This window comes from Exiguobacterium acetylicum DSM 20416 (assembly GCF_000702605.1).
Classification (GTDB): domain Bacteria; phylum Bacillota; class Bacilli; order Exiguobacteriales; family Exiguobacteriaceae; genus Exiguobacterium_A; species Exiguobacterium_A acetylicum.
Map to the genome: position 1 here is coordinate 306,875 of NZ_JNIR01000001.1, position 23,862 is coordinate 330,736.

Here is a 23,862-nt window from a genome sequence, read left to right on the forward strand (position 1 = left end):
ACGTGTTTCAAGTATGAAAGGAATCGGTAAGTTAGCAGTTGGAGAAACGCTCGATCAACGAGCGATGATCAAGCAGGCGGTCAAAGGAATTGCAGCAAATGGGAAACCGTATTTAACGCTCATCTTGACGGACAAGACAGGCGAAATCGAGACGAAGATGTGGGATACGAGTGATCTTGAAAAATATGCGCCGAAGTCGATCGTCCATGCTGCTGGAGAAGTCATGGACTATCGAGGACGGACACAGCTGAAGCTTAAACAAATCACAGTACTAGAAGAGACGAATGTCGAGGATTATGTTCAATCGGCACCAATTCCGCGAGAGCAGATCGAGACGGAAGTCCTCGCGTTCGTAGAATCGATTCAAAACAGTGACATGAAAAAGCTCGTCAAACATTTGATTACTTCACGATTTGACGCCTACTTCACGCACCCGGCAGCGGTCAAGAACCATCATGCCTTTTACTCGGGGCTGTCGTACCATGTCCTTTCGATGTTGCGTCTAGCGGATCAAATCGCTCAACTCTATCCGACGTTAAACCGTGACGTGCTAATCAGTGGCATCATTCTACACGATTATGCGAAAATCAAGGAGTTATCCGATCCGGTTGCACCGGAATATACGTTGCCTGGTAAACTCGTCGGTCATATTACGATGATGGTAGCGGAACTTGAAAAAGTCGGAGCAGAATTACAAATTGACGCAGAAGTACTGACGGTCTTGCAACATCTCGTCTTAAGTCATCACGGACGACCAGAATGGGGTTCTGCCGTCGCACCACAGATGCGAGAAGCAGAAGTTTTGTTCTTGATCGATAACCTTGATGCACGGATGACGATGATGGATCGCCTTCTGGAATATGTCGAGCCAGGACAGTTCTCGGAACGATCATTTGCACTAGATAATCGTGCTTTTTACCGTCCGAAGCTATAAGGGGGAAGAAAGATGAAGACGAAGTTGTTTGATAGGGTTCAACTTGGAACATTGACATTCCGCAATCGTGTCATCATGGCGCCGATGTGTATGTACAGTGCAAAAGAAGATGGACTGGTGACGGATTGGCATGTCACACACTATGCAACCCGTGCAATGGGTGGTGTCGGTGGTGTCATCTTAGAGGCGAGTGCTGTCACGCCAGACGGTCGCATTTCAGCCGGTGACCTTGGAATTTGGTCAGATGCACATATCGAAGGATTACAACGGATTGCAGACCAAGTCAAAGCAGCGGGTGCAAAAGCAGGCATTCAACTGGCCCATGCTGGGCGCAAAAGCACGACGGCAGAACCACCAGTCGCGCCGAGCGCTTTACCGTTTGATGACACATACGGTCATCCGCGAGCATTAACGCTTGAGGAAATCGCAACGATCAAACAACAGTTCATCGATGCAGCACTGCGTGCGGAACGAGCAGGGTATGATTTCATTGAAATTCATGGGGCTCATGGTTACTTATTGAACACGTTCCTCTCTCCGTTATCAAATGTTCGTGAGGACCAATACGGTGGATCGATTGAAAATCGGATGCGCTTGTTGCTAGAGATCATTGATGGGATTCAGGCAGTCTCCAAGTTGTCGATTTGGGTCCGGATTTCAGCAGCGGATCACGCAACAGGGGGAATGACAGCGACAGATTATATTCCACTCGCGAAAGAACTAGCTGCACGTCACATCGATCTACTCGACTGTAGTTCAGGGGCTGTCGTCGCTAATGCGGTACCGGAAGTGTATCCGGGCTATCAAGTGAGCTATGCGGAAGAGTTGAAACGAGAGACAGGTATTGCCACGGGAGCGGTTGGATTGATCACGACAGCTGCCCATGCAGAAGAAATCGTCCGTAACGGTCGAGCAGATATCGTCCTGCTCGCACGTGAGTTGCTGCGCCAACCTTACTGGGTTTATCATGCGGCAGCCGAACTAGGAGACACGGTCGCCTTGCCGAAACAATACGAACGAGCACCGATTCGGACAGTTCGCTAACTATTCAACATATGAAAAACGATACGAAAAAAGGAAGCCTTCACGGCTTCCTTTTTAATTACTGCTGTTGTTGTTGCATCATTTGTTGTTGCATTTGTTGTTGTTCTTGTTTATCTAAATCAAAAGCATCCTTGAAGTCTTTGTTTTCGATTTTGACATCGTATTCTTTCATGAGTGAACGGTAGATATCGTTCGGGTTGACTTGTGCTGCTTTTTCTTCAGCAAGTGCTTTTTTGATGCGTGATTTTTCTTTATCAAGTGTAAAGTCTTTCTTTTCTTTACGATCGACTACTTTAATGATGTGGTAACCGAACTGTGTTTTAATTGGATCGGAGATTTTACCTTCAACGCCATCCTTGAACGCATAATCTTCGAATTCCTGGACCATCTTACCTTTTGTGAAGTATCCGAGGTCTCCACCTTTTGTACCGCTACCTGTATCTGTTGATTTCTCTTTTGCGAGTTTCGCGAAGTCCGCGCCGTCATCCAATTGCTTTTTGATGTCTTTTGCTTCTGACTCTTTCGCGACGAGGATATGGCTTGCTTTAACTTCGACTTTTTCTTGGTCAAAACGCTCTTGGATTTCTTTATCTGTTACTTTTGATTTTGCAGATTTTGCTTCCGTTAAGAGCATTTGTGTGCGAAGAACTTTCTCGAATTCTTTTTCGTTCTTGATTCCAGCAGATTTCAATGTCGTACTGAACTGCTCTTTATCCGGGAACTGGTCTTTTGTCTTTTTGACTTCTGCTTCGACTTCTTTATCCGTGACTTCCTTGCCGTATTTCTTCTCGAGCAATTTGTTCATCGTTTGCTGGAAGGCGATTTGAGCACCAGCTTTTTCGTATGCTTCTTCTTGGACGTCAGCCTTGTTGACTTCTCCACCTTTGTAATTGATGACGGCTTCGTCATTTGATCCACATGCTGCTAACGTAAATACACTTGCGACTGCTGCTGCGCCTAACAATTTCTTTTTCATACATACACCCCTAATTTACCATTTATTTCAACCGTTTTATCATATCATATTCTCGTCTGGTTGACAGCTGTATCTTGTCATGCCAAGAGATACTTGCTCTTTTTCATGCTATCACATCCAAGTAGTTGGTTGAGGATAATTTTTATGGGAAATTGTGAGGGAAATAACGCTCTTGAGACATAGTAGTAATGTCCTTGTCATGAGGAAAAAAGACCTAAGAAAAAGCATTCTAGCTAGAGGCTAAAACGCTTTTGGTAAGGTTATGCTTTTTTGATTGAGTCCATGACTGGATCTTGAGGGCGACGATCTGCTTCTTCTGTGATCATCTTCGATGTCTCAGCGAATATGTCCATGAAGCTGTCGCCATACAAGCGACGTACGATCGCAGAAATGTCCGTTAATTCCGGGAACTTCCCGTACAGTTCCTGAAGAGGAAGTGATGCACGGAAGACACCGTTTTCTTCAGGGCGGAACGCTTGAATCGTCTCAAGTAAGAGTGATTCGCCCTCTGGTGTCAACTGGACGTAGGTATTTCGTTTATCTGTTTCCTTTTTTGAGAACGTCAACAGTCCGCGGTCTTCTAACTTCTTCGAGAAGTTAAATGCCGTTGAGACGTGCATGACACCATACTTCGCGATTTCTGAGATTGAGGCGCCACCTAGCGCGTGCGAAATCCACAAGATATGATGTTCATTGATGTTCAGATCAAAGGGCTTGATCCAATTTTGCCAATCTTTTTCTACCGTTTTCCATAGTGCTTTGCTTAACTGGACAATCTTGTGGCTATACAATAAAGCTTCTTGTCCAGGATATAACTTTTCGTGTTCCATATCTGACTCATCCTTTCGAAAGGTGACAATGGCTCAAACGCGCAAAATGCAAACTATACAAAAACAAATCGAAGCAACGGATCTTACTTTTGTGGAGAAAGCTGGTCTGCTTCCTGTTTCGCTTCATCAGCGAGAGACTGGATCTTCGTGAGCGATGCTTGGACTTCCGTTTGGTATTCCGAGACGCTCTGCATGACTTCTTCTTTGAAGTGCATACCAGACGCTTTTGCTGTCTCTACTAAGTTCTTGCCCTCCTGGGTCAAATCCTGCACATTCGTTACGATTGTAGAATAAGAATTTCGACGTTGATGACCGTTCGAAGAGTCGCTTTTCGTACCTTGGCGAAGCGCCTTCAGACCGTAAAAAGTCACAAGTGTTAGCGTAGCACCAAAAGCGACCCAGTTACGGGCGGGACGCTTCGACATATTGAACCTCCTTTTTAATATTAAAATATTTGTTTCATATTATTTTACCGAAAATCGAATGAAAGAAACCTATTTCGGCAATATTTTTCTAAGAATAGAAGAAAAAGAACAGACTTAGATGCGTGAAGCGATCGAGTTAGCGAGTTCAGCCAATTCCTCTGCCGTGTAATCGTCATTATGAACTTCCCATTTCGCGCCGAAACCATCTTGTTTATCGTGACGCGGAATGAGATGCAGGTGGAAGTGGGAGACCGATTGACCTGCTACTTTTCCTGTATTCGATAAGAGATTCATGCCAGCTGCCTCTGTCTCTTGTTGAAGTGCACGACTGATTTGCGGGATCGTCGCAAATACGTCTTGTGCTTGTTCAGGAGAGAGATCATACAAATTATCGGCATGTTGTTTTGGGATGACGAGCGTATGTCCTTTTGTCACTTGTGACAAGTCTAGGAAAGCGAGAACTTGTTCGTTCTCGAATACGATATGACCAGGAACTTCTTTGCGAGCAATTTTACAGAAAATACATGACTCTTTTTGCATGGAACGTTCACTCCTTTGGGTAAGATAATATTAGTATACGGAAAGTTTCCGACTTCCGCACGATTGACAGTCAAATTGAACCCGATACACTTAGAAACATACAGCTACTGAAGGGAAGGAGTGAACTGCATGGCATCACGAGTAGCCTCAACGGCTCAAAAAAAACGAAAACAGCGTCTGCTCGTCGGTAGCGTTATCGTCGTTGGTCTTTTCTTATTAGTTGCCTTTTGGTTTGGTCGTAACATACAAGAAGCGGCGAAAATGGAGAAAACAGACGAGCGTCTTGCTGTCTTATTAAAGGAAAAGGATCAGCGTGGGTTCCAAAAGCTAGTCACGATGAGCGGTAAGTCACTATCGATGAGTGAAGCGACGCGACTCGTTAGTTGGTTGACGGCTGATGCAGAGCGGACGGACCGGGTCATTGCACAAGTCAAACAGGATCAAGACGCAGGTAAGCAAGTGAAAACACATCTGTTTTCGTTACAAGAAGAAGATGGATGGCTTTGGTATGATCGGTACTCTCTTGATGTGAATCCTCAGCGGTTAACCGTTTCGAGTGATCTACCGGGAACCAAGGTTTCTTTAGATGGAGAAGAAGTCGGAACGATTGATCAGAAATCCCTTGAAATCAAGCGTTCTCCTGGAGAGTATGATGTTCAGGTAAGCGCGGAACAATCAGGACAGACCATCGAGGAATCAAAGACTATACAACTCGGAGATGAACCGAACGCGACAGCCGACTTTAAATTGGCGGATCGGTTCAATACGACCGTTTCGAACGAATATGCGGTCGATATCAAAACGTTACTTGAGACGGAAGTAAAAGCCCGGACTGGAAAAAGTATCGATACGATGACTGGTTATCTTGGACGTTCGCGTGATTCGTTTGAGAATACGTTCGGCACGCCTGATTCAACGGTTGCCAATCGAGCGCGATACGATGGATATGAAGTGACCTATCAGTCGGGGCAGGTGGAAGAGTTGTTAATTCGATTGAATAAGACTCCGGATGAACTTGAAGCCATCGCTGGAAAACCAGAAGGAAAGAAGCAAGAACAAGTCGGTACGATTTGGGAATATCCGTCTAGTTTTCTTGAAGGTGTGTTCGAATGGTTAAATTTACGGACGGAAAAGCGGGTCGTCGAGCGAGAGGACGGCATGTGGTTACAATTAAAAGACTAAAAAAAATCCTCGGACAGGATGTCCGAGGATTCTTGTTTATCGTTTATTCACCGCACGGAGAATGAACGATACGATAAGGATAAGGATGATAGCTCCGAGTAAAGCAGGAACGATTGCGAATCCGGCAACCATTGGACCCCAATCTCCAAATAATGCTTGACCAATTAATGCCCCAACGAAACCAGCGATGATATTACCGATGATGCCGCCTGGTACGTCTTTACCTAAAATTAGACTTGCTAACCAACCAATAATACCACCAACGATTAATGCCCATAAGAATCCCATTTAAAACACTCCTTTTCAATTTGAAATATATGATTACTTGCGTACTGCCCGGAGAATAAGTGAGACGATGAAGATCAAGATGACTGCTCCGAGAATAGCCGGAATGACTGCAAATCCACCAACTTTTGGTCCCATTGAACCAAAGATAGCTTGACCAATCATCGAACCGATGAAACCAGCGATGATGTTACCGATGATGCCACCCGGTACATCCTTCCCAATGATTAAACTTGCAATCCAACCGATGAGACCACCAACGATTAATGCCCATAAGAATCCCATTTTTAAACAACTCCTCTACATATTAGTTTTACCTGTTTTCAGGCAGTTATAAACACGTGTGAAAGTGAAAAAATCTGAAATCGTTCGTTCATTAAAAAAAGGACTAGAAGATTAGACCACTTGATAGAGAATAAATGAACGATTCATCGATTTCACTTTCGATTTGCATGTAAATCGTTTTCATATATTGATGTAACGATTACACTTAGAGTAATTACCGAAAAAACAAGTATTAAAACATTATATTTAAAAAAACTACTCGTTACGCTAGAAAAACGAAGCGAGTCTACTTTACGATTAGTCTAAAGGGAGTGGCAAATATGTTATTAGACATTAAAGGTTTGTCAGGAGGATACGGGTCAAAAACGGTTCTGCATGACATCAATATCGAAGTCGATCAGGGGGAACTTGTTGGTTTAATTGGTTTGAACGGTGCCGGAAAATCGACGACAATCAAGCACATACTAGGTCTTTTACCAGTCAAGACGGGATCCGTTCGAATCAATGGATTGGATTTAGCGACGAATGAAACCGAGTATCGTCGTCAAGTCGCGTATATTCCGGAACAGCCGATGTTATATGAACAACTGACGTTACGTGAGCATCTTCGTCTGATGGCGCAAGGATATGACGTCGAAGAGACGATTGCGACAGAACGCGCGCAACATTACGCTGAACGACTCCGAATGACGAAGCAACTAGAATGGTTTCCAAGTGTCTTCTCAAAAGGGATGAAGCAAAAAGCAATGATTTTATGTGCACTCGTCACAGGCAGTGAGCTGTTAATCGTCGATGAACCATTCGTTGGATTAGATCCGCTCGCGATTCGTGAATTACTTCAGATTTTTAGTGAACTCAAGCAGGACGGTAAAGGGATTTTAATGTCGACGCATATCCTTGAGACAGCCGAGCGTCACTGTAATCGATTCGTGCTCTTACATGAGGGGCATATTGCAGCGGAAGGAACGACAGCTGCTTTACGAGCCCGATATGGACTGCAAGATGGAACGCTGGATGATCTCTACGTTGCCGCGATCGAGGAGGCGGAACGATGAACAGCCAGTCCTTATGGAAGGAACGATATCAGGCGGCGATGACGGAGACCGCGAAATATACAAGGTACATGGCGAATGGCGGACTGTTATTCACCGTTTACTTCGTTATTTTGTACGGTTTAGTCGTCTACGGTCGTTTCCTCGATCAACTCGATCCATCGTTTCCTGGTCGATATCTCATGGCAGCCTTATTTCTGATTTTACCGCTCTACCGGACAAGTCGGACGTTTCTCGTCGAAGCGGATCAAGTGTTTCTATTACCGGTATTAGCGAAGTTATCAAGTTTCATGCAACAAGTACGAGCGTACAATGCGGTCTTTGGGATCATTCGTGCCATAATTCCGTTTTTAGCAGTCGTTGTCCTTTATGTCCGAACGGAACAGACGACACCACTTGAACTTGTTTTACTTGGAGCAGCGCTTGCTTTGTTCGGAGCGGCTGCGAATTTATCAAAGCTTGAAGGTATCGCACATCGGACGGTGTTACTGTATGCGTTTGGAGCGGCGCTACTCGTCATCATCGATATGGCGTGGATGACGATCGTCGTCGCACTTCTCTTAATGGTCGTACTCCATTTGAAGCGTCAGGACCATCTTCCTCTACGCGAATGGATTGCACTTGAGCAGGAATCGCGCGATCGATTTTATCGATTAGCGAATTGGTTCGTCGATGTTCCCCATTTGACAGCAACGTATAAACGGCGTCGTCTCTTAAGTAGCATGGTCGAGCGGATTCCACATCGAGCGCAAACGACATTCGATTACTTGTATGTCAAACAGTTCATCCGGAGTGGAGACGGGATCGGATTGATTGTTCGTTTGACATTAATCGGGGCTGTGTTCATGTGGTTAGCAAATGGCAACGAGTTGTTCGTTGCGCTTGCAATCCCTGCGTTTGCAGGACTGACAAGCTTTCAGTTAGCACCGTTCACGAAGGCAGTAGACCAACATCTATTGACTCGTCTATTACCGTTTGGAAATGCTGTACAGGCGAAACGGAAAATCATTCGTTTCGCAGCAATCAGTCAATGTATCGTCTTGACGCTACTCGGATTCTTTTTAAGTGGATCCCTCTATGTCGTTGGTGGTGCAGCCTTGGCGCTTGTAATTGGTGAATACTACGCTCGAAAATAATAAACAAGAAAGAGCCTACGCGATGAATCCATCGCGTAGGCTCTTGTTCGTTATCAATCATTAATTGACACGTTCGTTTGAGAGATCTTCTTCTTCGACCATACGTAATTCTTTGCTGACAGGAGCAGGGAGATCGTAAGAAGCTTGACCATGTTCTGCGACGTCAAGTCCACGTAGTTCATCTTCGCGTGTGATCCGAAGACCAATCGTAAGGTCGAGAACTTTTAAGAATGCGTAACTTAAGACGCTGACGATGACGACGGCAAAGACGACACCAAGTGCTTGAACACCGAGTTGCGTAAAACCGCCACCATAGAAGAGACCAGCTTGTCCGATTCCTGTGATTTCAACGAGTCGTGGTGAAGCGAAGAATCCAGTTGCGAGTGTACCCCAGATACCAGCGACGCCATGAACGGAGAAGGCACATAGTGGATCATCTACACGGCTAGCGAGAAGAATACTCGTCCCATACGTGATCACACCAGCGAGGAAGCCGATGACGACAGCTGCCCACGGTTCAACGAAGGCACAGGCTGCTGTGATGGCAACGAGTGCAGCTAATACACCGTTGATGATCGACGGGATATCTGCGACACGACGGTGCCAGAATGAGATGGCAAGAGCACCGAGGGCACCTGCTGCAGTCGCCAGTAACGTCGTCAAGGCAACGTAACTAAAGAATCCATCTGCAATCGTTAGTGTCGAACCAGCGTTGAAGCCGAACCAACATAACCAGAGGATGAAGGCACCGACGACAGAATAGATGACGTTGTGTCCGAGTAACGGTGTTTTTTCAGCACCGATTCGTTTCTTAAGCAGTAAAGCAGCAACAAGTGCAGCGATCCCACCTTGTAAGTGGACGACCGTTGACCCAGCAAAGTCTTGCATCCCGAGCGAACCAAGGAATCCACCTGCCCAAACGGAACGAGCGATGATCGGATAAATGATAGCAACGAAAAACGTTCCGAACAACAGGTAGACGGATAATTTAGCACGTTCTGCGAATCCGCCCCAAGCGATCGCGAGGGAGACAGCGACGAATGAGAGTTGGAAGAGGAACTTCACATCAATCGTGATGTTTGACCAATCAAGACTGCTGAATCCTCCTTGTAATAAAAATCCTTCCGTTCCGATGATGGAATTGCCATCACCGAACGTCAATCCGAATCCGATTGCCCAAAAGGCGAGAGCGGCAACTGAGAAGCTGATGATTTGTTTGACGGCGACGTGACCCGCGTTCTTCGCTCGTAACATCCCTGTTTCTAGCAGTAAGAATCCGATTTGCATCGTAAAGACTAGTAGTGCTGCGAATAAGACATAAAACGTATCGACTGAGATAGCGAGTTGTTCCAGTTTCATTGTCGTTCCTCCTTTATCCATTTAAAGTATGTGTTTACTTTAGACGGAAATACTTTCGAAGAAACGTGTTGTGTCAGAAAATCTAACATGGTATTTTTGTGGAAAGGAGTGACGAAGATGAACTACCGTGAGAAAAAGGTGATGTCGATCGGAATCGTCTGTGAATTGACCGGCTTGTCAGAACGTCAGATTCGTTACTATGAGGAACGGAAGTTAATCTTTCCAGAACGGACAAATGGAAAGACACGAAAATATTCGTTTACGGATGTCGAGCGACTCGTCGAAGTCGCGGAAAAAATCGAGGATGGCTGGCGCACGCACGAAATTCGAGAAAAAGAACGCAAGGTAACGGAACAACAACGTTCTGACTTGATTCGTGGTCAGTTGAATGCTGCATTCGGTCTTTACAAGAAACAGTGAACATTTCATGAACTGGTAACAGAACTGTCATTTTGTAAACGATTTATTGGCACAGACTTCTTAATTTCAGATATAATGTTTCTGTGTTCACAAACTTATCGTACGTTTTTTTGGGGCGTTAGAACGAGTATAAAGGGGTAGTTATGATGAAGAAATTCAATGATACGTTTTTGCGGGCGATCCGTGGCGAGCAGATTGATCACGTTCCCGTCTGGTACATGCGACAAGCAGGTCGTTATCAAGCGGAATATCGTGAAATCAAGAAGACGCGGACGCTTTTCGAGATCACACATGACTCGGAACTAGGCGCATATGTGACAGAACTACCTGTAAAACAATTAGGGGTCGATGCAGCGATTCTGTACAAAGACATCATGACGCCACTTCCATCGATGGGTGTTGACGTCGAAATCAAGAGTGGCATCGGGCCAGTCATTGCGAATCCGATTCGCACGATGGCAGATGTAGAAGCACTGCAACCTTTCAACCGTGAAGATATTCCGTATATCTATGAAACAATTCGTTTGTTACGGGAGCGACTCGAAGTACCGTTGATTGGTTTTTCCGGGGCACCATTCACGCTCGCGAGCTATATGATTGAAGGTGGTCCTTCGAAGGGATACCATAAGACGAAAGCATTGATGTATGGACAACCTGAGGTATGGCATGCCTTAATGGAGAAACTAGGTGACATGGTCATCGATTACATCAAATCACAAGTAGATGCAGGAATCCAAGCGTTCCAAATCTTTGATTCATGGGTCGGAACGACAAGCCGGAAAGATTATGTCCGTTACATCAAGCCGACGATGGAACGCATTTTCACGGAATTAAAAGACACAGGCGTGCCGATGATCATGTTCGGTGTAGGAGCGAGTCACTTGGCGGAGGAATGGCACAGTTTACCGTTAGACGTCGTCGGACTTGATTGGCGTTTGTCGATCGACGAAGCGCGTGAGCGTGGACTGACGAAACCTGTCCAAGGAAACCTCGACCCATCTTATCTGTTAGCGCCATGGGATATCCTTGAAGCAAAAACGAAGGAGATTCTCGACATGGGAATGAAGCAACCAGGCTTCATCTTTAATCTCGGTCACGGCATCTTCCCGGAAGTCGATCCAGAAGTATTGAAACGTTTGACTGCATTTATCCATGATTATTCGAAAGAAAAAATGGAGGTAGGAAAATGAAGACGTTAGGACTACTTGTTATGGCGTACGGTACGCCATATAAACCAGAAGATATCGAGCGTTATTATACGCACATCCGTCGCGGACGCAAACCGTCTCCAGAAGCATTGGCAGAGTTGACGGAACGTTACGAAGCCATCGGTGGTGTCTCACCACTCGCACAAGTCACGATTGATCAGGCTGAAGAGCTACACCGTCAATTGTCTGAGAAATATGCTGGTGAAATTGAGTTCAAGCTCTATCTTGGTCTGAAACACATCGAGCCGTTCGTTGAGGATGCTGTCGAGCAAATGGCAAAAGACGGCATCACGGAGGCGGTCACGGTCGTTTTAGCACCGCACTATTCGACGTTCAGTATCCGTTCATACAATGGTCGTGCGAAGGAAGTCGCGGACAAGCACGGTATTCATTTAGCATCTGTTGAATCGTGGTACAAAGAAGAAGCGTTCCTCGATTGGTGGGGTAAAGAAATCCGCAAGACGTTCGACGCTTTACCAGTACCTGAAGAGAAAGCTGTCCTTGTCGTTTCAGCACACAGTCTGCCTGAGAAAATCATCGCAAACGGTGATCCATACCCAGAGCAATTGAAAGAAACAGCCGAATTGATCGCACAACGTGCAGGTGTACCGCACATGATCACAGGCTGGCAATCGGCTGGACAAACGCCAGAACCATGGCTTGGACCAGATGTTCAGGATTTGACGCGTGATGTTTACGAAGAAAAAGGATACGAAGCATTCGTCTACGTACCCGTTGGTTTCGTTGCCGATCACTTAGAAGTACTGTTTGATAATGATTACGAGTGTAAAGTCGTCTGTGACGAACTCGGAATCCATTATGCGCGACCTGTCATGCCAAATGCGAATCCAGCTTTCATGAAGGCTGTCACGGAAGCCGTAGCGAAACAGGTGGGTAGTTATGTCCAGTAAACGTCTCGTCATCGTGGGCGGTGGTATATCAGGACTTGCAGCCGCCTATTATGCAGAGAAACAGTTTCCGGAAATGAATATCACGTTACTCGAGGCAGAAGGTCGTCTCGGTGGTAAGGTGGCGACATATCGGGACGAAGGATTGACGATCGAGCGTGGACCGGATTCATACGTCGCTCGGAAACACGTGCTGACGGATCTCATCGAAGAGATCGGATTAGGGGAACAACTCGTTCGCAATAACACGTCGCAAGCGTATATCTTGGATGTGCGCGGTCTCCACCCGATTCCAAAAGGTGCCGTCATGGGTATCCCGACCGATTTAGAGTTATTCGCAGAGACATCTCTATTGACGGAAGAAGAAAAAGCAGAGGTGTCAGAACGCTTGCTTCACCCTGCTCCTGATTTGACGATTCCGGAAACGGACATTCCATTAGGGGAATACCTGCGTCCGCGTCTTGGAGATGCGCTCGTTGAGAAGTTGATCGAACCGCTTCTTTCAGGCATCTATGCGGGTGATATCGACCGGATGAGTACGTTTGCAACCTATCCGCAATTTGTTGCCAATGAACAAAAAGCAGGAAGTTTGTTCGAAGGAATGCGTCTCATGCGTCCGCTTGACCAACAACAAGGTCCGACGCTCAAAGCGACAGGTCAATTCTTGTCACTTGCTACTGGACTTGAATCCCTTGTCGAGCGGCTAGAAGGGGTGCTTGAACGGACAGAAATTCGTCTTGAGACACCACTTCGCTCCATTGAACGGGAAGAAGATGGGCGGTATCGTCTCGAAACGGATCATGGTCCAGAGTATGCCGATGATATTTTGTTGACGATTCCGCATCACCAAGTCGTGTCCCTGTTACCAGAAGCGACGCTTCCAGGGCTTGCGAACCTTTCGACACACTCAACGGCGACGGTTACGTTGATTTTCGATAAAGAAACTGCGTTACCGATTGATGGAACAGGATTCATCGTCAACCGTCGGGCACCGTATTCGATTACAGCATGCACGGCGATTGATCAAAAGTGGAATCATGCGGCACCAAATCATACCGTGCTCCGTGCCTTCATCGGACGCCCCGGAAAAGATGCACTCGTTCGTGAATCAGATGAAGTGATTGAACGCGTCGTCTTAGAAGACCTTGAAAACATCTGTGGTCGTCCATTGCAACCGGAACGTGTCGTCATCAGTCGTCTATTAGACGGCTTACCGGCCTACACGGTAGGACATGCACAGCGGATTCAAGAAGTGCGAGAAATCGTCTCTTCTCACTATCCACACATTCATTTAGCCGGACTTGCTTATGATGGTGTTGGATTGCCAGACTGTGTGGCAGGTGTCAAAGCGACGCTTGAACAAATGGCGTTACAACAACCAGAACCATGTCCAGAATCATGACACACCTAAACCTTTTTGAAGCTAGCAGTGCTTCAAAAAGGTTTTTTTGTCTTCAGAAGAATGATGAGGAAAGAAACGGGAATAAGAGACAGAGGAATCAAAATCGAAGAATACCGTTAAAACGGGAGGGAATCGTATGGTGGAAGTATGGAGTACATTCACGATCATCATCGTCTACGGATTGCTCATCATGAATATCTTGGCTGTTCTGACAGTTATTTTTCTCGAACGGCGCGATATTGGTGCGACGTGGGCATGGGTATTCATCTTGTATTTCGTTCCGCTCGTAGGATTTCTCGTCTATCTGTTTTTCGGAAGACTGTTGAAAAAAACGAATTTTTATCGTGTCACGGATGAAGAACAACTGGAACAGGATAGACGGATTGCCTTACAGAAAAAAGAACTTGTAACGATGGGACGGCACCCGATGATTCAAAAGCACCGGGATATGATTCGGATGAACCTGATGTCGAACGGTTCGTTACTCAGTCTCTCCAATCAACTGCAGATTCTTTCGGATGGCGAGCAGAAGTTCAATCGGATGATTCAAGATATCCGCCAGGCTGAGCATGAAGTGAATATCCAGTACTACATCATTCAGAAAGACCGCCTCGGGTTAGCGTTGATCGATACATTAACCGATTGTGCCCGTCGAGGAATCAAAGTCCGTCTCTTGTATGATGCTGTCGGATCACGCAGTCTCAAACGGACGGATTTCAAGGATTTACTCGCACACGGCGGAGAAGTGTTTGCCTTTTTCCCATCGACGATCGGATTCGTTAATTTTCGATTGAACAACCGCAATCACCGTAAATCTTGTATCATCGATGGTCGAATCGGTTACATTGGTGGGTTCAACGTCGGTACGGAATATCTCGGGATCGATGAAAAGTTTGGCTACTGGCGAGATACACATTTTCGCTTGGAAGGTGACGTCGTTCACGATCAGCTTGATCGCTTTATTCTCGACTGGAACCAAGCAAGTGACGTCTATACGGAAAAATCTTTGTTTTACTATGGAACGCACAGGATTCAGGATATATTACCGATGCAAATCGTCACGTCGGGTCCGGATTCCCGTTCAGAATATTTGAAGCTTGCCTTGATTAAGATGATTAACGAAGCAAAACGGACGATTTACATCCAATCGCCTTATTTCATTCCAGACACGAGTTATTTAGATGCGTGTAAGGCAGCTCTTCTGTCCGGAGTGGAAGTGCGAATTATGATCCCGAACAAACCGGACCATCCATTTGTTTACTGGGCAACGACTGCTGCTGTAGGGGAACTACTATCTTACGGAGCTAAAATCTACACGTATGAACCTGGATTTTTACATGCGAAGACGATCGTCGTCGATGGCGAGGTTGCTTCGGTTGGAACGACGAATATCGATGCACGAAGTTTTCGGTTGAATTTTGAAATGAATACGATTGTCTATGATCAGGAAGTAACGATTGAACTAGAACGGCTCTTCCTCGCCGATTGTGAGGTATCAAAGCTCATGACGGTCGATTCGTATGCCGCGCGTTCAAGAATGATTAAATTCAAGGAAAGTATTTCGCGTTTGTTGTCCCCGATCTTGTAAACCGCGTTTACGACCAGTCAAAATGTGAAAAATGGTATAGTGGTATGGAAATAGAAAAAGAGGAGAGTGAAGACGATGGCAAATCCAATCAAACTACTCGTATCAGACATGGATGGAACCGTTCTTTCGGGTAAACAACGAATTGAACCGGAAACGATTCAGGCAATTGAAGCAGCACGCGAACAAGGTGTCGAGTTTGCAATCGCGACAGGACGTAACTACTTAAATGCAAAAGAATTAACAGATGCAGCAGGAATCCACTGTCCGATCATCGCGTCAAACGGGGCACGTGTGATGACCGTCGATGGAGAAGAGTTGAGTGCGACGACGTTAACGACGGAGCAAGCGCAACAAATTTACGGCATCATCAGTCAATATGAAGTCTTCTTCGAGATGTTCTGTGATCAAGGACTCGTGACAGCACAAGGGGCGACAATCGATGCAGCCTACGATTCGTTGAAAGAGTTGAGTGAAGAGAGTGATCGGGCAAAACAAGTGCTCGATTTCTTCCACGATCGCTATTATGTCCAAGAAGACGTCAAGATGATTGATGGATTCCGATCGTACATTCGCAACCAAGCAGGACAAGTGTTCAAGTTCATCTCGTTCTCGTTTGATCAAGAATTAATGAAAAAGATTTGGCAGGAAATCGAGCAGAAGGTCGACGGTGTCTATGTCACGTCGTCAGGACACGATAATATCGAAGTCATGGCAGCTGGGGCCGATAAAGGAACGGCAGTTAAAATTCTTGCCGACCACCTTGGTGTTCCGATTGAACAAGTCGCTGTCATCGGTGATAACTTGAACGATATCCCGATGTTCAAGGTTGCCGGCAAGGCGATTGCGATGGGGAATGGTCATGATGAAGCAAAAGCGATTGCCCATCACGTGACGAAAACAAACAATGAGCACGGCGTCGGATATGCGATTCAGCAGTTGGCGTCCCGCGCTTGGTAAGGGGGACGTTTCATGTTTAAGGCATTCAAGGAGTTCGCCTTTCGCGGAAATGTGATTGACTTAGCGGTCGGGGTCATTCTCGGTGCTGCCTTTAGCGGGATCATCAAGTCGCTTGTCGACAGTGTCTTCATGCCGTTGATCGGAATCATCATCGGTGGCATTGATGTCAAAGGCTTGTCAGTCATGGTCGGAAACGCGGAGTTACAGTATGGTCAGTTTCTTCAAGCAAGTATTGAATTCTTGTTGATCGCATTTGCTCTGTTCCTCTTCGTCAAGGGCATCACTTCGTTCCGAAAGAAAGAAGAAGTCGTCGAAGAAGAGGCAGCGCCAACGACAGAAGAAAAATTACTGACAGAAATTCGGGACGCCTTGGTTCGTCAGAATGAGTCATCGACGAAAAATTAACGGATACAACAAAGGCTGACTCAAAAGTCAGCCTCTACAAAGATAAAGGTGGCAGAATAAAAATCTGCCACCTTTATCTCGTAACAAAAAGAATGACGCGTCACACGTCACTCCTACAGGAAAAAGCGCATTATGCGCTGTCAGAGACAAACAAGACCCGCTTTCCTGCTGAATGAAGCAGGAAAACTGGCTTGTGTCTCGCCTGAGGAAAGAGCGTGAAAAGACGCGTCATTCTTTTTTTGAGTCAGGTCCATTTTAAATCATAAAATTTCGAGTAATGCATTTTCAGAGCAGACTTGTAACGAAAGCTGTTTTTTCATTCCTTGATCAAATGAAATTTCTAGCACGTCGTCAACCAGGTGCAAGACGGTTCCAGGACCAAATGCTGTATGCGAGACACGCATGTTCTCAGTGATCGGTAGTGGAGGAATGCTAGCTCGCGCTGTAACAGCAGGGCGATGGTGCTCTACTTTTCGTTTTGCAGCGTCAGGCGTGACAAGACGATGGACGTCTTCGACGAATGGCGAGACATCAAATGATTTTGATTTAAAACGATAGGACAGGAGATGTAGTTCATGTCTTGCCCTTGTCATGCCGACGTAAAACAAGCGCGCTGCTTCTTCCATATCATCGAGTTGCCCATTCTTATAAGCTTTAATCGTATCAGCTGACGGTAGAATCCCTGCGACGAGATCGATCATGAAGACACGATCGAATTCGAGTCCTTTCGCACTGTGGAAGGTCGAGAGGGTGACCGCATTTTGATTTTTATTTTGTTTCGCATCACGCATTAACTGTTCAAGATGCGATATTCGTTCGCGAAAGGCAAGTAACGTCGGTACATCGCTTGCGATATTATCGATCGTATTCAATGTTTCGAGCAGATGATCGAGGCTAAAACCAAGACTCTCACTCATTTTCCGTAAATTCTTTTCGTATCCTAATTCATGACGAATGAGGGAAAGCGCAGCAGACGGACGAACGGTCTGAATGGAAGCAAACGTCCGTTTCATTTGCTGGAGTTGTTTCTTTTGATAGAACTTCATCTCGATTTTATTTATAAGCAGATCAAACAAAGACTCACCCGTACCGAACTGCTGCAATTGAGCCAGTTGCGCTTTTGAGATATACCCGGCGAATTTCGTATGGATGGTTGCTAGAATCTCGATATCTGTTGGATCTTGTGCGAATGTCATGAAATTTAAAATATCCTTCAAAATCCAATGACTGAAGAATTTATGATCAACATCCTTAATGTAGAAAGGGATATTTGCTTGATCTAACGCATTCATGACGTTAATTGAAGAAGCGTTGTTGCGATATAAGATGGCTACTTCACGATAATTTGTCTCTGTCCGTAACTGATTCAACAGATAGCGGGTCTGATCTTCATAAGTCGGTAGCGTCTCTAAGATGATTGGACGAACAGCAGCGTTCTCCGTGAACATCTGTTTCGGATAGCGTGCTTTATTGCGCTGAATGAATTGGTTCGCGACGGATACGATGTCTTGAGACGAACGATAATTTTGCTCCATATAAAGAATCGTCGCATTCGGATACGTATCCTTGAAATGAAGGATTTTCGAAGCATCTGCACCACGCCAACTGTACAGTGTTTGGTCATCATCCGCGACGACACATAGACGGTTGTGTGGTAAGGCTAACTTCTCGACCAATTGATGCTGGACGAGTGACGTATCCTGACTCTCATCCGTTAAAATATAGTCAAAGCGTCGCTGATAATGTTGCAACAGACGACGGTCTTGCTCCAAAATCGTATTTGCATACGTCAACATATCGTCAAAGTCGAGTAACGGATGTAAGGGATCACGCGACTTAAATTGTTCATATGCCACATAGATATCAGGAAAATGTTTAATCGTCGTCGGTACTGCCTTGATTTCCTTTAAAGACAGGAGACGGTTCTTGACGAAGGAAATCATCCGTAATAACTCATCCATCTGATCATCAGTAATGACACTCCGATTCATTTCCTGGAAAATACGCCGGAGTAACATGCGTTTATGTGGCGCATTCGGATGTTGTTGATCCATCGGTCCTTCGATGATCGTATAGGAGAGACGTTGCTGGGATGTATGATCCCGAACGACTTGAAAAGCAAAACTATGGATCGTTGAAAAAGCTGCCGTTGTTCCGATTAGCTCATGGAATAAGTGATAAAATCGATCCGCCATCTCACGCGCTGCCGCTTTACTGAAGGTCAGCCCTAGAATACGATGTGGTTCGATCTTTTTTTGTAAAATCAAATAGGCAATTTTAAAATTAAGCGTCGTTGTTTTTCCAGAGCCGGGTGAGGCGAGTAACAGCAACGGACCATGGTCATGTTCGATTGCCTGTTGTTGAACAGGATTCAGTTGAATGCCGGTCAATCGCTCCATCTGTTCGAAAAAATCTTCATGCATGATACAGTTCACCTCGAGCGTATTAATTTCGCGTCCAATAATCGAACTTTCCCTAGTGTATCATTTTTAGTGTCAGGAGTGGATTACGGAAAGAAGAACCGTGGAATAAAGAGACAAGAACCTATTGGATGTTATGTAAGACGAGTACCCTAAAAGACTAGGCAAATGGACACAAAAACATTAAAATGGGAATAGATGTAAGAGAGTACTCTCTTGTCCTGTACAAAGAGGGAAGGCGGAATGAGAATGTCTGTAGTGAAATTACACATGTATACGAATGAACATTATGAACAATGTGAGGCGTTCATTCTTCCAGAAGAACAAGTCCAGTTTACTTCTTTTCCGACGGATGTCGTCACAGATGCAGTTGCCCATCCAGATAAATTCCCGGTCGTCATCAAAAAAGACGATCTCGTCGTCGGATTTTTTATTCTCCATCTCAATCCCCCTAAAACACATCGAACACATGAACAAAGTGTCCTGTTACGTGCCTTTTCCATTGATGTACGCCATCAACACCAAGGATACGCGAAGGAGGCAATGATGCAGTTGCCAGAGTTTGTCCATCATCATTTTCCAGAAGTCACAGCGATCACACTGGCAGTCAATAAGAAGAATATTGCTGCAAAATCATTGTATTTCAAGACGGGATACGTCGATACGTTACAGTCCGTCATGGGTCCGATTGGGGAGCAACACATCCTTGCATTTGATTTAGAAAAAGAACTGCGATTGAAGCATTGAATTAAAAAAGCATTTTCCTGATTCTATTCAGGAAAATGCTTTTTGTTCATTTAAGATAAATCAAAAATGGATAGATGGGCAGTCGCTTCACCAGAGAAGGCGATCCCACGACTGGATGCTTTCGGGAAGATGCGTCCAGATGCAACGGCTTCTCCATCGTTCAGGAAAAGTTCAAATGAAGAACGATCTACGAACAAACGTAATGTATGCAAGTCTTTTGTAAGGACAGTCGACCGCGATGTACCAAATGTTTCAGCAGGGACTTCCGCGCCTGAACGGCTTCGATCGATCGTAAATTGACGTGATACAGCATCGTAGTGGAATACCGTCTCTTCTGTAGCGTCTTGACGAATCGAGAAGCGGAACGAGTCGGACGACAGCTTCAAGTCTGTCATCATGAGTTCGAAAATCTCGGCTTCCGCAATCGTCACATCTTGCTCGAAAAGAATCGTTTCGTCAAACAGTGTCTCTTTTCGTAGCTGTGTCAGTTCACGGACAGGTCGTTGACGAAGTTGTCCCTGTTCGATCGTTAATTCACGTGGCAATGTCAAAGCATGTGCCCAGTTATAGATGTCAGAAGGATAACTAATATCCGGTAACCCCATCCAACCAACAAGAATCCGTCGACCATCTGCCGCTTCAGTTGTTTGTGGCGCGTAGAAGTCAAATCCGAAATCGAGTTCTTGGAACGATTCGTGTGTGAATGTTAAGTCGGGTAAAGCTAACGGTTCACCGATGAAATAACCGGACTGGAAGATATTTTGATAGTTCGTACCATCCGGTTCAATCCCTTGAGGACTAAAGAGGAGAACACCTTTTCCATCGAGTTCAAAATAATCAGGACATTCCCACATATAACCGAATGTTGGATTGTTCGTCTGTAATTCACCGAGGAATGTCCAGTGCTCTGCATCTTGAGACTGATAGATGACAGTACAACCCGTCAAGTCAATGCGCTGTGCACCAATGATGCAGTACCAGGTACCCGATGCATCTTGGAAGACTTTCGGATCACGGAAATGTTCCGTATATCCTTCAGGAACGTTTGGGATAGCAGGTGGTAAATGTTTTTCGATTCGTCCATCCGAGCGGAGATGACCGACGATCTGGCTCGTATGGCGATTCCAATCCGCATCCCGTTTATTGCCGGTATACATGATGTGCACTTGATCATCTTTAATGAAGCCACTACCGGAATAAGCACCGTGCGAATCAGGATCGTCATTCGGGATCAAGGCGGCTCCTTCATCGAACCAATGTACAAGGTCTTTTGATGTCATGTGATACCAGTACTTCAGCCCGTGTACGGGTCCGAGTGGAAACCATTGATAAAACAAATGATAGAGACCATCATGATAGACGAAGCCGTTCGGATCATTCAAAAGTCCGGTCGGAGGTTGGATATGGTAAGAAAATCGCCAAGGAGATGTGCGAACTTCTTCCTTCATCGCTTGGTAGACGCTCGGATCGACATCCGAGAGGGGACGGTATCGTGCTTCACGTGTCCATTGATTCATGTTGACAGCTCCTCGTTGAAAAATTATACGCTTCTCGTTCACCTTACGGAGGAGAGCAGCGCTTGTCAATCCTCCGTCCTGAATGGTCAATGAACGGACATACATCCTCTACCGTTTTGCTTCGAACGATAGAGCGCTAAATCAGCATGATGCATGACTTGTTCGAGTGATTCTCCTGTCACCTGTTCGGCGACTCCGATACTCATCCCGATGTGGACGGTTTGTTCTTCTAAGTGATACGGCATCGAGACGTGAGCGATCCATTGTTCACCTAAGTATCGTGCTTCTGTTAAGGATTGAGTCGTCAAGACGATGATGAACTCATCGCCGCCCAGACGAGCCACGAATCCACCCGGTGGAAGCAATTGTTCGAGACGTTGACTGACTTCGATCAGCAGGAGATCACCTAGCGCGTGACCATACGTATCATTGACTGATTTAAAGCCGTCTAAATCAAGGCAAAGATAGATAGAATGCGTTTCTGCAGGCAATTGTTCGATGTATTGAGCGAGACCGTTGCGGTTCGCGAGACCAGTCAGGCTATCGCGTTGTGACAAGCGTTCAAACGTTAATTTCTCTTGTTCGGTATGTAGCAAGCGATGAATCAGTCGTTGTAAGGCATCCGTCAGTGTCTCGATTTCTCGGATTCCACGATGATTCGGGAGTGATTTTGATGGATCATCCTGCATCTGTTGTGCGGCATGCGTGATTTTTAATAATGGTCGTGTCAATAGCTTCGCTAACATCCAGCCAAGTACGGCTGTAACGAAAGAGGCAATCAAACCAGCGATGAAAATCGTTTGACGTAAAGCATCGGCATCAGCGAACGCAATCGAAGTCGGTTGACGTACGAGAACCGTCCAACCTAAGCCATCGTAATCCTTGTAACCTCGGCTTGTGCTTTGACCAGAGACAAATTCTTTCCCTTGCCAGGAAGCGGTCGCAGAAGCATTCGAAGTCAGCGTTACGCTATCGGGTAATGTTTTACCGCTCCATCCGCTTGGTCCAAGTAAAATCGTTTTTCGATCTTGACTAATGATGAAGACATCGACTTGTTGGAGAGAGGAAGTAGCACTCTGAAAGCTTTGTTCAATCGCTTTTGCCCATTCGAAACTGAGATGTGTTGCGAGGACACCAGAAAATCGACCCTGATCATATAAAGGTGTACTAATATCGACGAATTGGAGTGGCTCACCGCTTGGGTTCGGCAATAATTTTGCGAGTAGGACAGCTTCATGGACATCCCCGATGAATGGTTGTGATAAGGCTTGTTGGAAGACAGGGCGTTCCTTGATCGACGTTCCTTCAAGAATCTGGTTCGTTGACGCAACGACGTTACCTTCCGTATCTAATCGACCAATCCAAGAAAAGTCAGGAATCTGCCGTTGTAACTCTTCGAGTGTCCGTCGCGTTTCTGTTTTTTGTTCTGTTTGTTGAATCGTTGATAAGGAACCCAGCAATTTTACTTCGGCATAACGTGACCACATGTAATGATCAAGCTTATCAGATAGTTGGTGAGCGGTCGTTGACAGATTCATCCCGACTTCCGAATGGAGTCGGTTTGTTGCATGTTGACTAATGAAAAAAGTTAATCCGAGCGTCATGCTAAAAAATAGCAGGGAAATCAATCCCGCTAACAAAATATCAAAGCGAAGTGAGGGTTTGGACATTGTGTGATACTCCATTCATACGTTTTCATTTGTTTTTACTTACATCATACACGTAGACGTCTACGAGTTGTTCGCGGTTCGAGAAACTCGTTCGCACATAGCGGAAATCGTGTTTTTCCCAAAAACGACGGGCTCTTAAATTATCAGGTAAGACCGCGAGATGAATGTGAGGTTCCTGACTTAGGAATCGATCACAAAAAGCGGATAGTAACCGACTGCTAATTCCCGTACCGTGTTGAGAAGCATCCATTAAGAATAAACCGATCCAAGGTGTACCGTCTTTTGGATGCTTCGGTAGGTAGTCAATCAGTAAGACGGGTTCTCCGTCCACATATCCAATCAGCGATACGGTATCGGGATTTAAAAACTCTTCCTGTAAGGTCGAATCAGAGAGCGGAAGCACTCGTTCTTCTAAGAGCGCATATTCAGGAACGCTCGCGTACAACGATTGGATGATCGGAAAGTGATCATGTGTTACTTGTTCAAAAAGAATCATCTAGCGACTCCATTTTTTATTTTTAGTATAAAATTTCTGCTGTTACGCCTTTTTAATTGGAATCGGATTACATATT

Annotated in this window: 23 protein-coding genes and 1 pseudogene; 13 read left to right on the top strand and 11 right to left on the bottom strand. The window is 45.5% G+C overall.

Annotated features, from left to right (window positions below; translation table 11 throughout):
• The first annotated feature begins 13 nt into the window (after window positions 1–13).
• Both P401_RS0101575 and namA read left to right on the top strand, forming a co-directional pair.
• Window positions 14–934 (top strand): HD domain-containing protein, encoded by a 921-nt coding sequence (locus P401_RS0101575; protein ID WP_029340932.1) that lies wholly within the window; start codon window positions 14–16, stop codon window positions 932–934.
• 12 nt (window positions 935–946) lie between these two features.
• Window positions 947–1,978, top strand: coding sequence for an NADPH dehydrogenase NamA (gene namA / locus P401_RS0101580; RefSeq protein WP_029340933.1), 1,032 nt, complete (start codon window positions 947–949; stop codon window positions 1,976–1,978).
• Between the two features lie 58 nt (window positions 1,979–2,036).
• Here namA and P401_RS0101585 read toward each other — a convergent pair whose 3' ends face one another.
• From P401_RS0101585 to P401_RS0101600, 4 genes and pseudogenes are all read right to left on the bottom strand, one after another.
• On the bottom strand, window positions 2,037–2,954 hold the full coding sequence (locus tag P401_RS0101585) for a peptidylprolyl isomerase (protein ID WP_029340934.1): 918 nt from the start codon (window positions 2,952–2,954) through the stop codon (window positions 2,037–2,039).
• A gap of 260 nt (window positions 2,955–3,214) precedes the next feature.
• Complete coding sequence (locus P401_RS0101590) at window positions 3,215–3,784, bottom strand: HTH-type transcriptional regulator Hpr (RefSeq protein ID WP_023467344.1); 570 nt, start codon at window positions 3,782–3,784, stop codon at window positions 3,215–3,217.
• Between the two features lie 83 nt (window positions 3,785–3,867).
• Complete coding sequence (locus P401_RS0101595; protein ID WP_023467345.1) at window positions 3,868–4,209, bottom strand: hypothetical protein; 342 nt, start codon at window positions 4,207–4,209, stop codon at window positions 3,868–3,870.
• Between the two features lie 114 nt (window positions 4,210–4,323).
• Window positions 4,324–4,752 (bottom strand): annotated as a pseudogene (locus tag P401_RS0101600) (HIT family protein); the annotation flags it as partial.
• Window positions 4,753–4,878: 126 nt separating this feature from the next.
• Between P401_RS0101600 and P401_RS0101605 the strand changes: the two are divergent.
• Entirely contained in the window at window positions 4,879–5,931 is a 1,053-nt protein-coding gene (locus tag P401_RS0101605) for a TcaA second domain-containing protein (protein ID WP_029340935.1), read from the top strand.
• Between the two features lie 36 nt (window positions 5,932–5,967).
• Here P401_RS0101605 and P401_RS0101610 read toward each other — a convergent pair whose 3' ends face one another.
• Window positions 5,968–6,219: a GlsB/YeaQ/YmgE family stress response membrane protein gene (locus tag P401_RS0101610; RefSeq protein WP_029340936.1), complete on the bottom strand. Its 252-nt coding sequence runs from the start codon at window positions 6,217–6,219 to the stop codon at window positions 5,968–5,970.
• Between the two features lie 33 nt (window positions 6,220–6,252).
• On the bottom strand, window positions 6,253–6,501 hold the full coding sequence (locus tag P401_RS0101615) for a GlsB/YeaQ/YmgE family stress response membrane protein (RefSeq protein WP_029340937.1): 249 nt from the start codon (window positions 6,499–6,501) through the stop codon (window positions 6,253–6,255).
• 320 nt (window positions 6,502–6,821) lie between these two features.
• Here P401_RS0101615 and P401_RS0101620 point away from each other — a divergent pair, with 320 nt between their 5' ends.
• Window positions 6,822–7,556, top strand: coding sequence for an ABC transporter ATP-binding protein (locus tag P401_RS0101620; RefSeq protein ID WP_029340938.1), 735 nt, complete (start codon window positions 6,822–6,824; stop codon window positions 7,554–7,556).
• Complete coding sequence (locus P401_RS0101625) at window positions 7,553–8,689, top strand: ABC transporter permease (protein WP_029340939.1); 1,137 nt, start codon at window positions 7,553–7,555, stop codon at window positions 8,687–8,689. The genes P401_RS0101620 and P401_RS0101625 overlap by 4 nt, the downstream gene beginning before the upstream one ends.
• Before the next feature lie 60 nt (window positions 8,690–8,749).
• On the opposite strand, the gene P401_RS0101630 is transcribed toward P401_RS0101625, so the two are convergent.
• Window positions 8,750–10,048, bottom strand: coding sequence for an ammonium transporter (locus P401_RS0101630; RefSeq protein ID WP_029340940.1), 1,299 nt, complete (start codon window positions 10,046–10,048; stop codon window positions 8,750–8,752).
• Window positions 10,049–10,165: 117 nt separating this feature from the next.
• Between P401_RS0101630 and P401_RS0101635 the strand changes: the two genes are divergently transcribed.
• From P401_RS0101635 to mscL, 7 genes are all read left to right on the top strand, one after another.
• Window positions 10,166–10,468: a MerR family transcriptional regulator gene (locus P401_RS0101635; RefSeq protein WP_023467353.1), complete on the top strand. Its 303-nt coding sequence runs from the start codon at window positions 10,166–10,168 to the stop codon at window positions 10,466–10,468.
• A 143-nt stretch (window positions 10,469–10,611) separates the two neighbouring features.
• Complete coding sequence (gene hemE, locus P401_RS0101640) at window positions 10,612–11,658, top strand: uroporphyrinogen decarboxylase (RefSeq protein ID WP_023467354.1); 1,047 nt, start codon at window positions 10,612–10,614, stop codon at window positions 11,656–11,658.
• Entirely contained in the window at window positions 11,655–12,587 is a 933-nt protein-coding gene (hemH, locus tag P401_RS0101645; protein WP_029340941.1) for a ferrochelatase, read from the top strand. Before hemE ends, hemH begins: the two co-directional genes overlap by 4 nt.
• Window positions 12,577–13,986 (top strand): protoporphyrinogen oxidase, encoded by a 1,410-nt coding sequence (hemG, locus tag P401_RS0101650; RefSeq protein ID WP_029340942.1) that lies wholly within the window; start codon window positions 12,577–12,579, stop codon window positions 13,984–13,986. Before hemH ends, hemG begins: the two co-directional genes overlap by 11 nt.
• A 136-nt stretch (window positions 13,987–14,122) precedes the next feature.
• Window positions 14,123–15,574 (top strand): cardiolipin synthase, encoded by a 1,452-nt coding sequence (cls, locus tag P401_RS0101655; RefSeq protein WP_029340943.1) that lies wholly within the window; start codon window positions 14,123–14,125, stop codon window positions 15,572–15,574.
• Window positions 15,575–15,649: 75 nt separating this feature from the next.
• Window positions 15,650–16,531, top strand: a complete 882-nt coding sequence (locus P401_RS0101660) for a Cof-type HAD-IIB family hydrolase (protein WP_029340944.1) — start codon at window positions 15,650–15,652, stop codon at window positions 16,529–16,531.
• 12 nt (window positions 16,532–16,543) lie between these two features.
• Window positions 16,544–16,936 (top strand): large-conductance mechanosensitive channel protein MscL, encoded by a 393-nt coding sequence (mscL, locus tag P401_RS0101665; RefSeq protein WP_029340945.1) that lies wholly within the window; start codon window positions 16,544–16,546, stop codon window positions 16,934–16,936.
• Window positions 16,937–17,196: 260 nt separating this feature from the next.
• On the opposite strand, the gene P401_RS0101670 is transcribed toward mscL, so the two are convergent.
• Window positions 17,197–19,359: an ATP-dependent helicase gene (locus P401_RS0101670; protein ID WP_029340946.1), complete on the bottom strand. Its 2,163-nt coding sequence runs from the start codon at window positions 19,357–19,359 to the stop codon at window positions 17,197–17,199.
• A gap of 246 nt (window positions 19,360–19,605) precedes the next feature.
• On the opposite strand from P401_RS0101670, the gene P401_RS0101675 reads away from it, so the two are divergent.
• The gene (locus tag P401_RS0101675; RefSeq protein ID WP_029340947.1) at window positions 19,606–20,103 is read left to right on the top strand and encodes a GNAT family N-acetyltransferase; all 498 of its coding nucleotides are present in this window, start codon (window positions 19,606–19,608) and stop codon (window positions 20,101–20,103) included.
• Window positions 20,104–20,153: 50 nt separating this feature from the next.
• Here the strand turns inward: P401_RS0101675 and P401_RS0101680 are convergent, their stop codons facing one another.
• The 3 genes from P401_RS0101680 to P401_RS17995 all read right to left on the bottom strand — a co-directional run bounded on the left by P401_RS0101680 (window position 20,154) and on the right by P401_RS17995 (window position 23,786).
• Window positions 20,154–21,620: a glycoside hydrolase family 32 protein gene (locus P401_RS0101680; RefSeq protein WP_029340948.1), complete on the bottom strand. Its 1,467-nt coding sequence runs from the start codon at window positions 21,618–21,620 to the stop codon at window positions 20,154–20,156.
• An 86-nt stretch (window positions 21,621–21,706) separates the two neighbouring features.
• Window positions 21,707–23,290 carry a diguanylate cyclase domain-containing protein gene (locus P401_RS0101685; RefSeq protein WP_029340949.1) on the bottom strand — a complete coding sequence of 528 codons (1,584 nt, stop codon included), beginning with the start codon at window positions 23,288–23,290 and terminating at the stop codon, window positions 21,707–21,709.
• A gap of 25 nt (window positions 23,291–23,315) precedes the next feature.
• Complete coding sequence (locus tag P401_RS17995; RefSeq protein WP_051656220.1) at window positions 23,316–23,786, bottom strand: GNAT family N-acetyltransferase; 471 nt, start codon at window positions 23,784–23,786, stop codon at window positions 23,316–23,318.
• Window positions 23,787–23,862 lie beyond the last annotated feature (76 nt).

Bases quoted from the DNA above. Each gene is read 5' to 3' on its own strand.
- P401_RS0101575 (WP_029340932.1), top strand. From the start codon at position 14: ATGAAAGGAATCGGTAAGTTAGCAGTTGGAGAAACGCTCGATCAACGA.
- P401_RS0101590 (WP_023467344.1), bottom strand. From the start codon at position 3,784: ATGGAACACGAAAAGTTATATCCTGGACAAGAAGCTTTATTGTATAGC.
- P401_RS0101680 (WP_029340948.1), bottom strand. From the start codon at position 21,620: ATGAATCAATGGACACGTGAAGCACGATACCGTCCCCTCTCGGATGTC.
- P401_RS0101615 (WP_029340937.1), bottom strand. From the start codon at position 6,501: ATGGGATTCTTATGGGCATTAATCGTTGGTGGTCTCATCGGTTGGATT.
- P401_RS0101585 (WP_029340934.1), bottom strand. From the start codon at position 2,954: ATGAAAAAGAAATTGTTAGGCGCAGCAGCAGTCGCAAGTGTATTTACG.
- P401_RS0101635 (WP_023467353.1), top strand. From the start codon at position 10,166: ATGAACTACCGTGAGAAAAAGGTGATGTCGATCGGAATCGTCTGTGAA.
- hemE (WP_023467354.1), top strand. From the start codon at position 10,612: ATGATGAAGAAATTCAATGATACGTTTTTGCGGGCGATCCGTGGCGAG.
- hemH (WP_029340941.1), top strand. From the start codon at position 11,655: ATGAAGACGTTAGGACTACTTGTTATGGCGTACGGTACGCCATATAAA.
- P401_RS0101595 (WP_023467345.1), bottom strand. From the start codon at position 4,209: ATGTCGAAGCGTCCCGCCCGTAACTGGGTCGCTTTTGGTGCTACGCTA.
- P401_RS0101610 (WP_029340936.1), bottom strand. From the start codon at position 6,219: ATGGGATTCTTATGGGCATTAATCGTTGGTGGTATTATTGGTTGGTTA.
- P401_RS0101660 (WP_029340944.1), top strand. From the start codon at position 15,650: ATGGCAAATCCAATCAAACTACTCGTATCAGACATGGATGGAACCGTT.
- namA (WP_029340933.1), top strand. From the start codon at position 947: ATGAAGACGAAGTTGTTTGATAGGGTTCAACTTGGAACATTGACATTC.
- P401_RS0101620 (WP_029340938.1), top strand. From the start codon at position 6,822: ATGTTATTAGACATTAAAGGTTTGTCAGGAGGATACGGGTCAAAAACG.
- P401_RS0101625 (WP_029340939.1), top strand. From the start codon at position 7,553: ATGAACAGCCAGTCCTTATGGAAGGAACGATATCAGGCGGCGATGACG.
- P401_RS0101685 (WP_029340949.1), bottom strand. From the start codon at position 23,290: ATGTCCAAACCCTCACTTCGCTTTGATATTTTGTTAGCGGGATTGATT.
- P401_RS0101675 (WP_029340947.1), top strand. From the start codon at position 19,606: ATGTCTGTAGTGAAATTACACATGTATACGAATGAACATTATGAACAA.
- P401_RS0101670 (WP_029340946.1), bottom strand. From the start codon at position 19,359: ATGCATGAAGATTTTTTCGAACAGATGGAGCGATTGACCGGCATTCAA.
- P401_RS0101630 (WP_029340940.1), bottom strand. From the start codon at position 10,048: ATGAAACTGGAACAACTCGCTATCTCAGTCGATACGTTTTATGTCTTA.
- cls (WP_029340943.1), top strand. From the start codon at position 14,123: ATGGTGGAAGTATGGAGTACATTCACGATCATCATCGTCTACGGATTG.
- P401_RS0101605 (WP_029340935.1), top strand. From the start codon at position 4,879: ATGGCATCACGAGTAGCCTCAACGGCTCAAAAAAAACGAAAACAGCGT.
- P401_RS17995 (WP_051656220.1), bottom strand. From the start codon at position 23,786: ATGATTCTTTTTGAACAAGTAACACATGATCACTTTCCGATCATCCAA.
- hemG (WP_029340942.1), top strand. From the start codon at position 12,577: ATGTCCAGTAAACGTCTCGTCATCGTGGGCGGTGGTATATCAGGACTT.
- mscL (WP_029340945.1), top strand. From the start codon at position 16,544: ATGTTTAAGGCATTCAAGGAGTTCGCCTTTCGCGGAAATGTGATTGAC.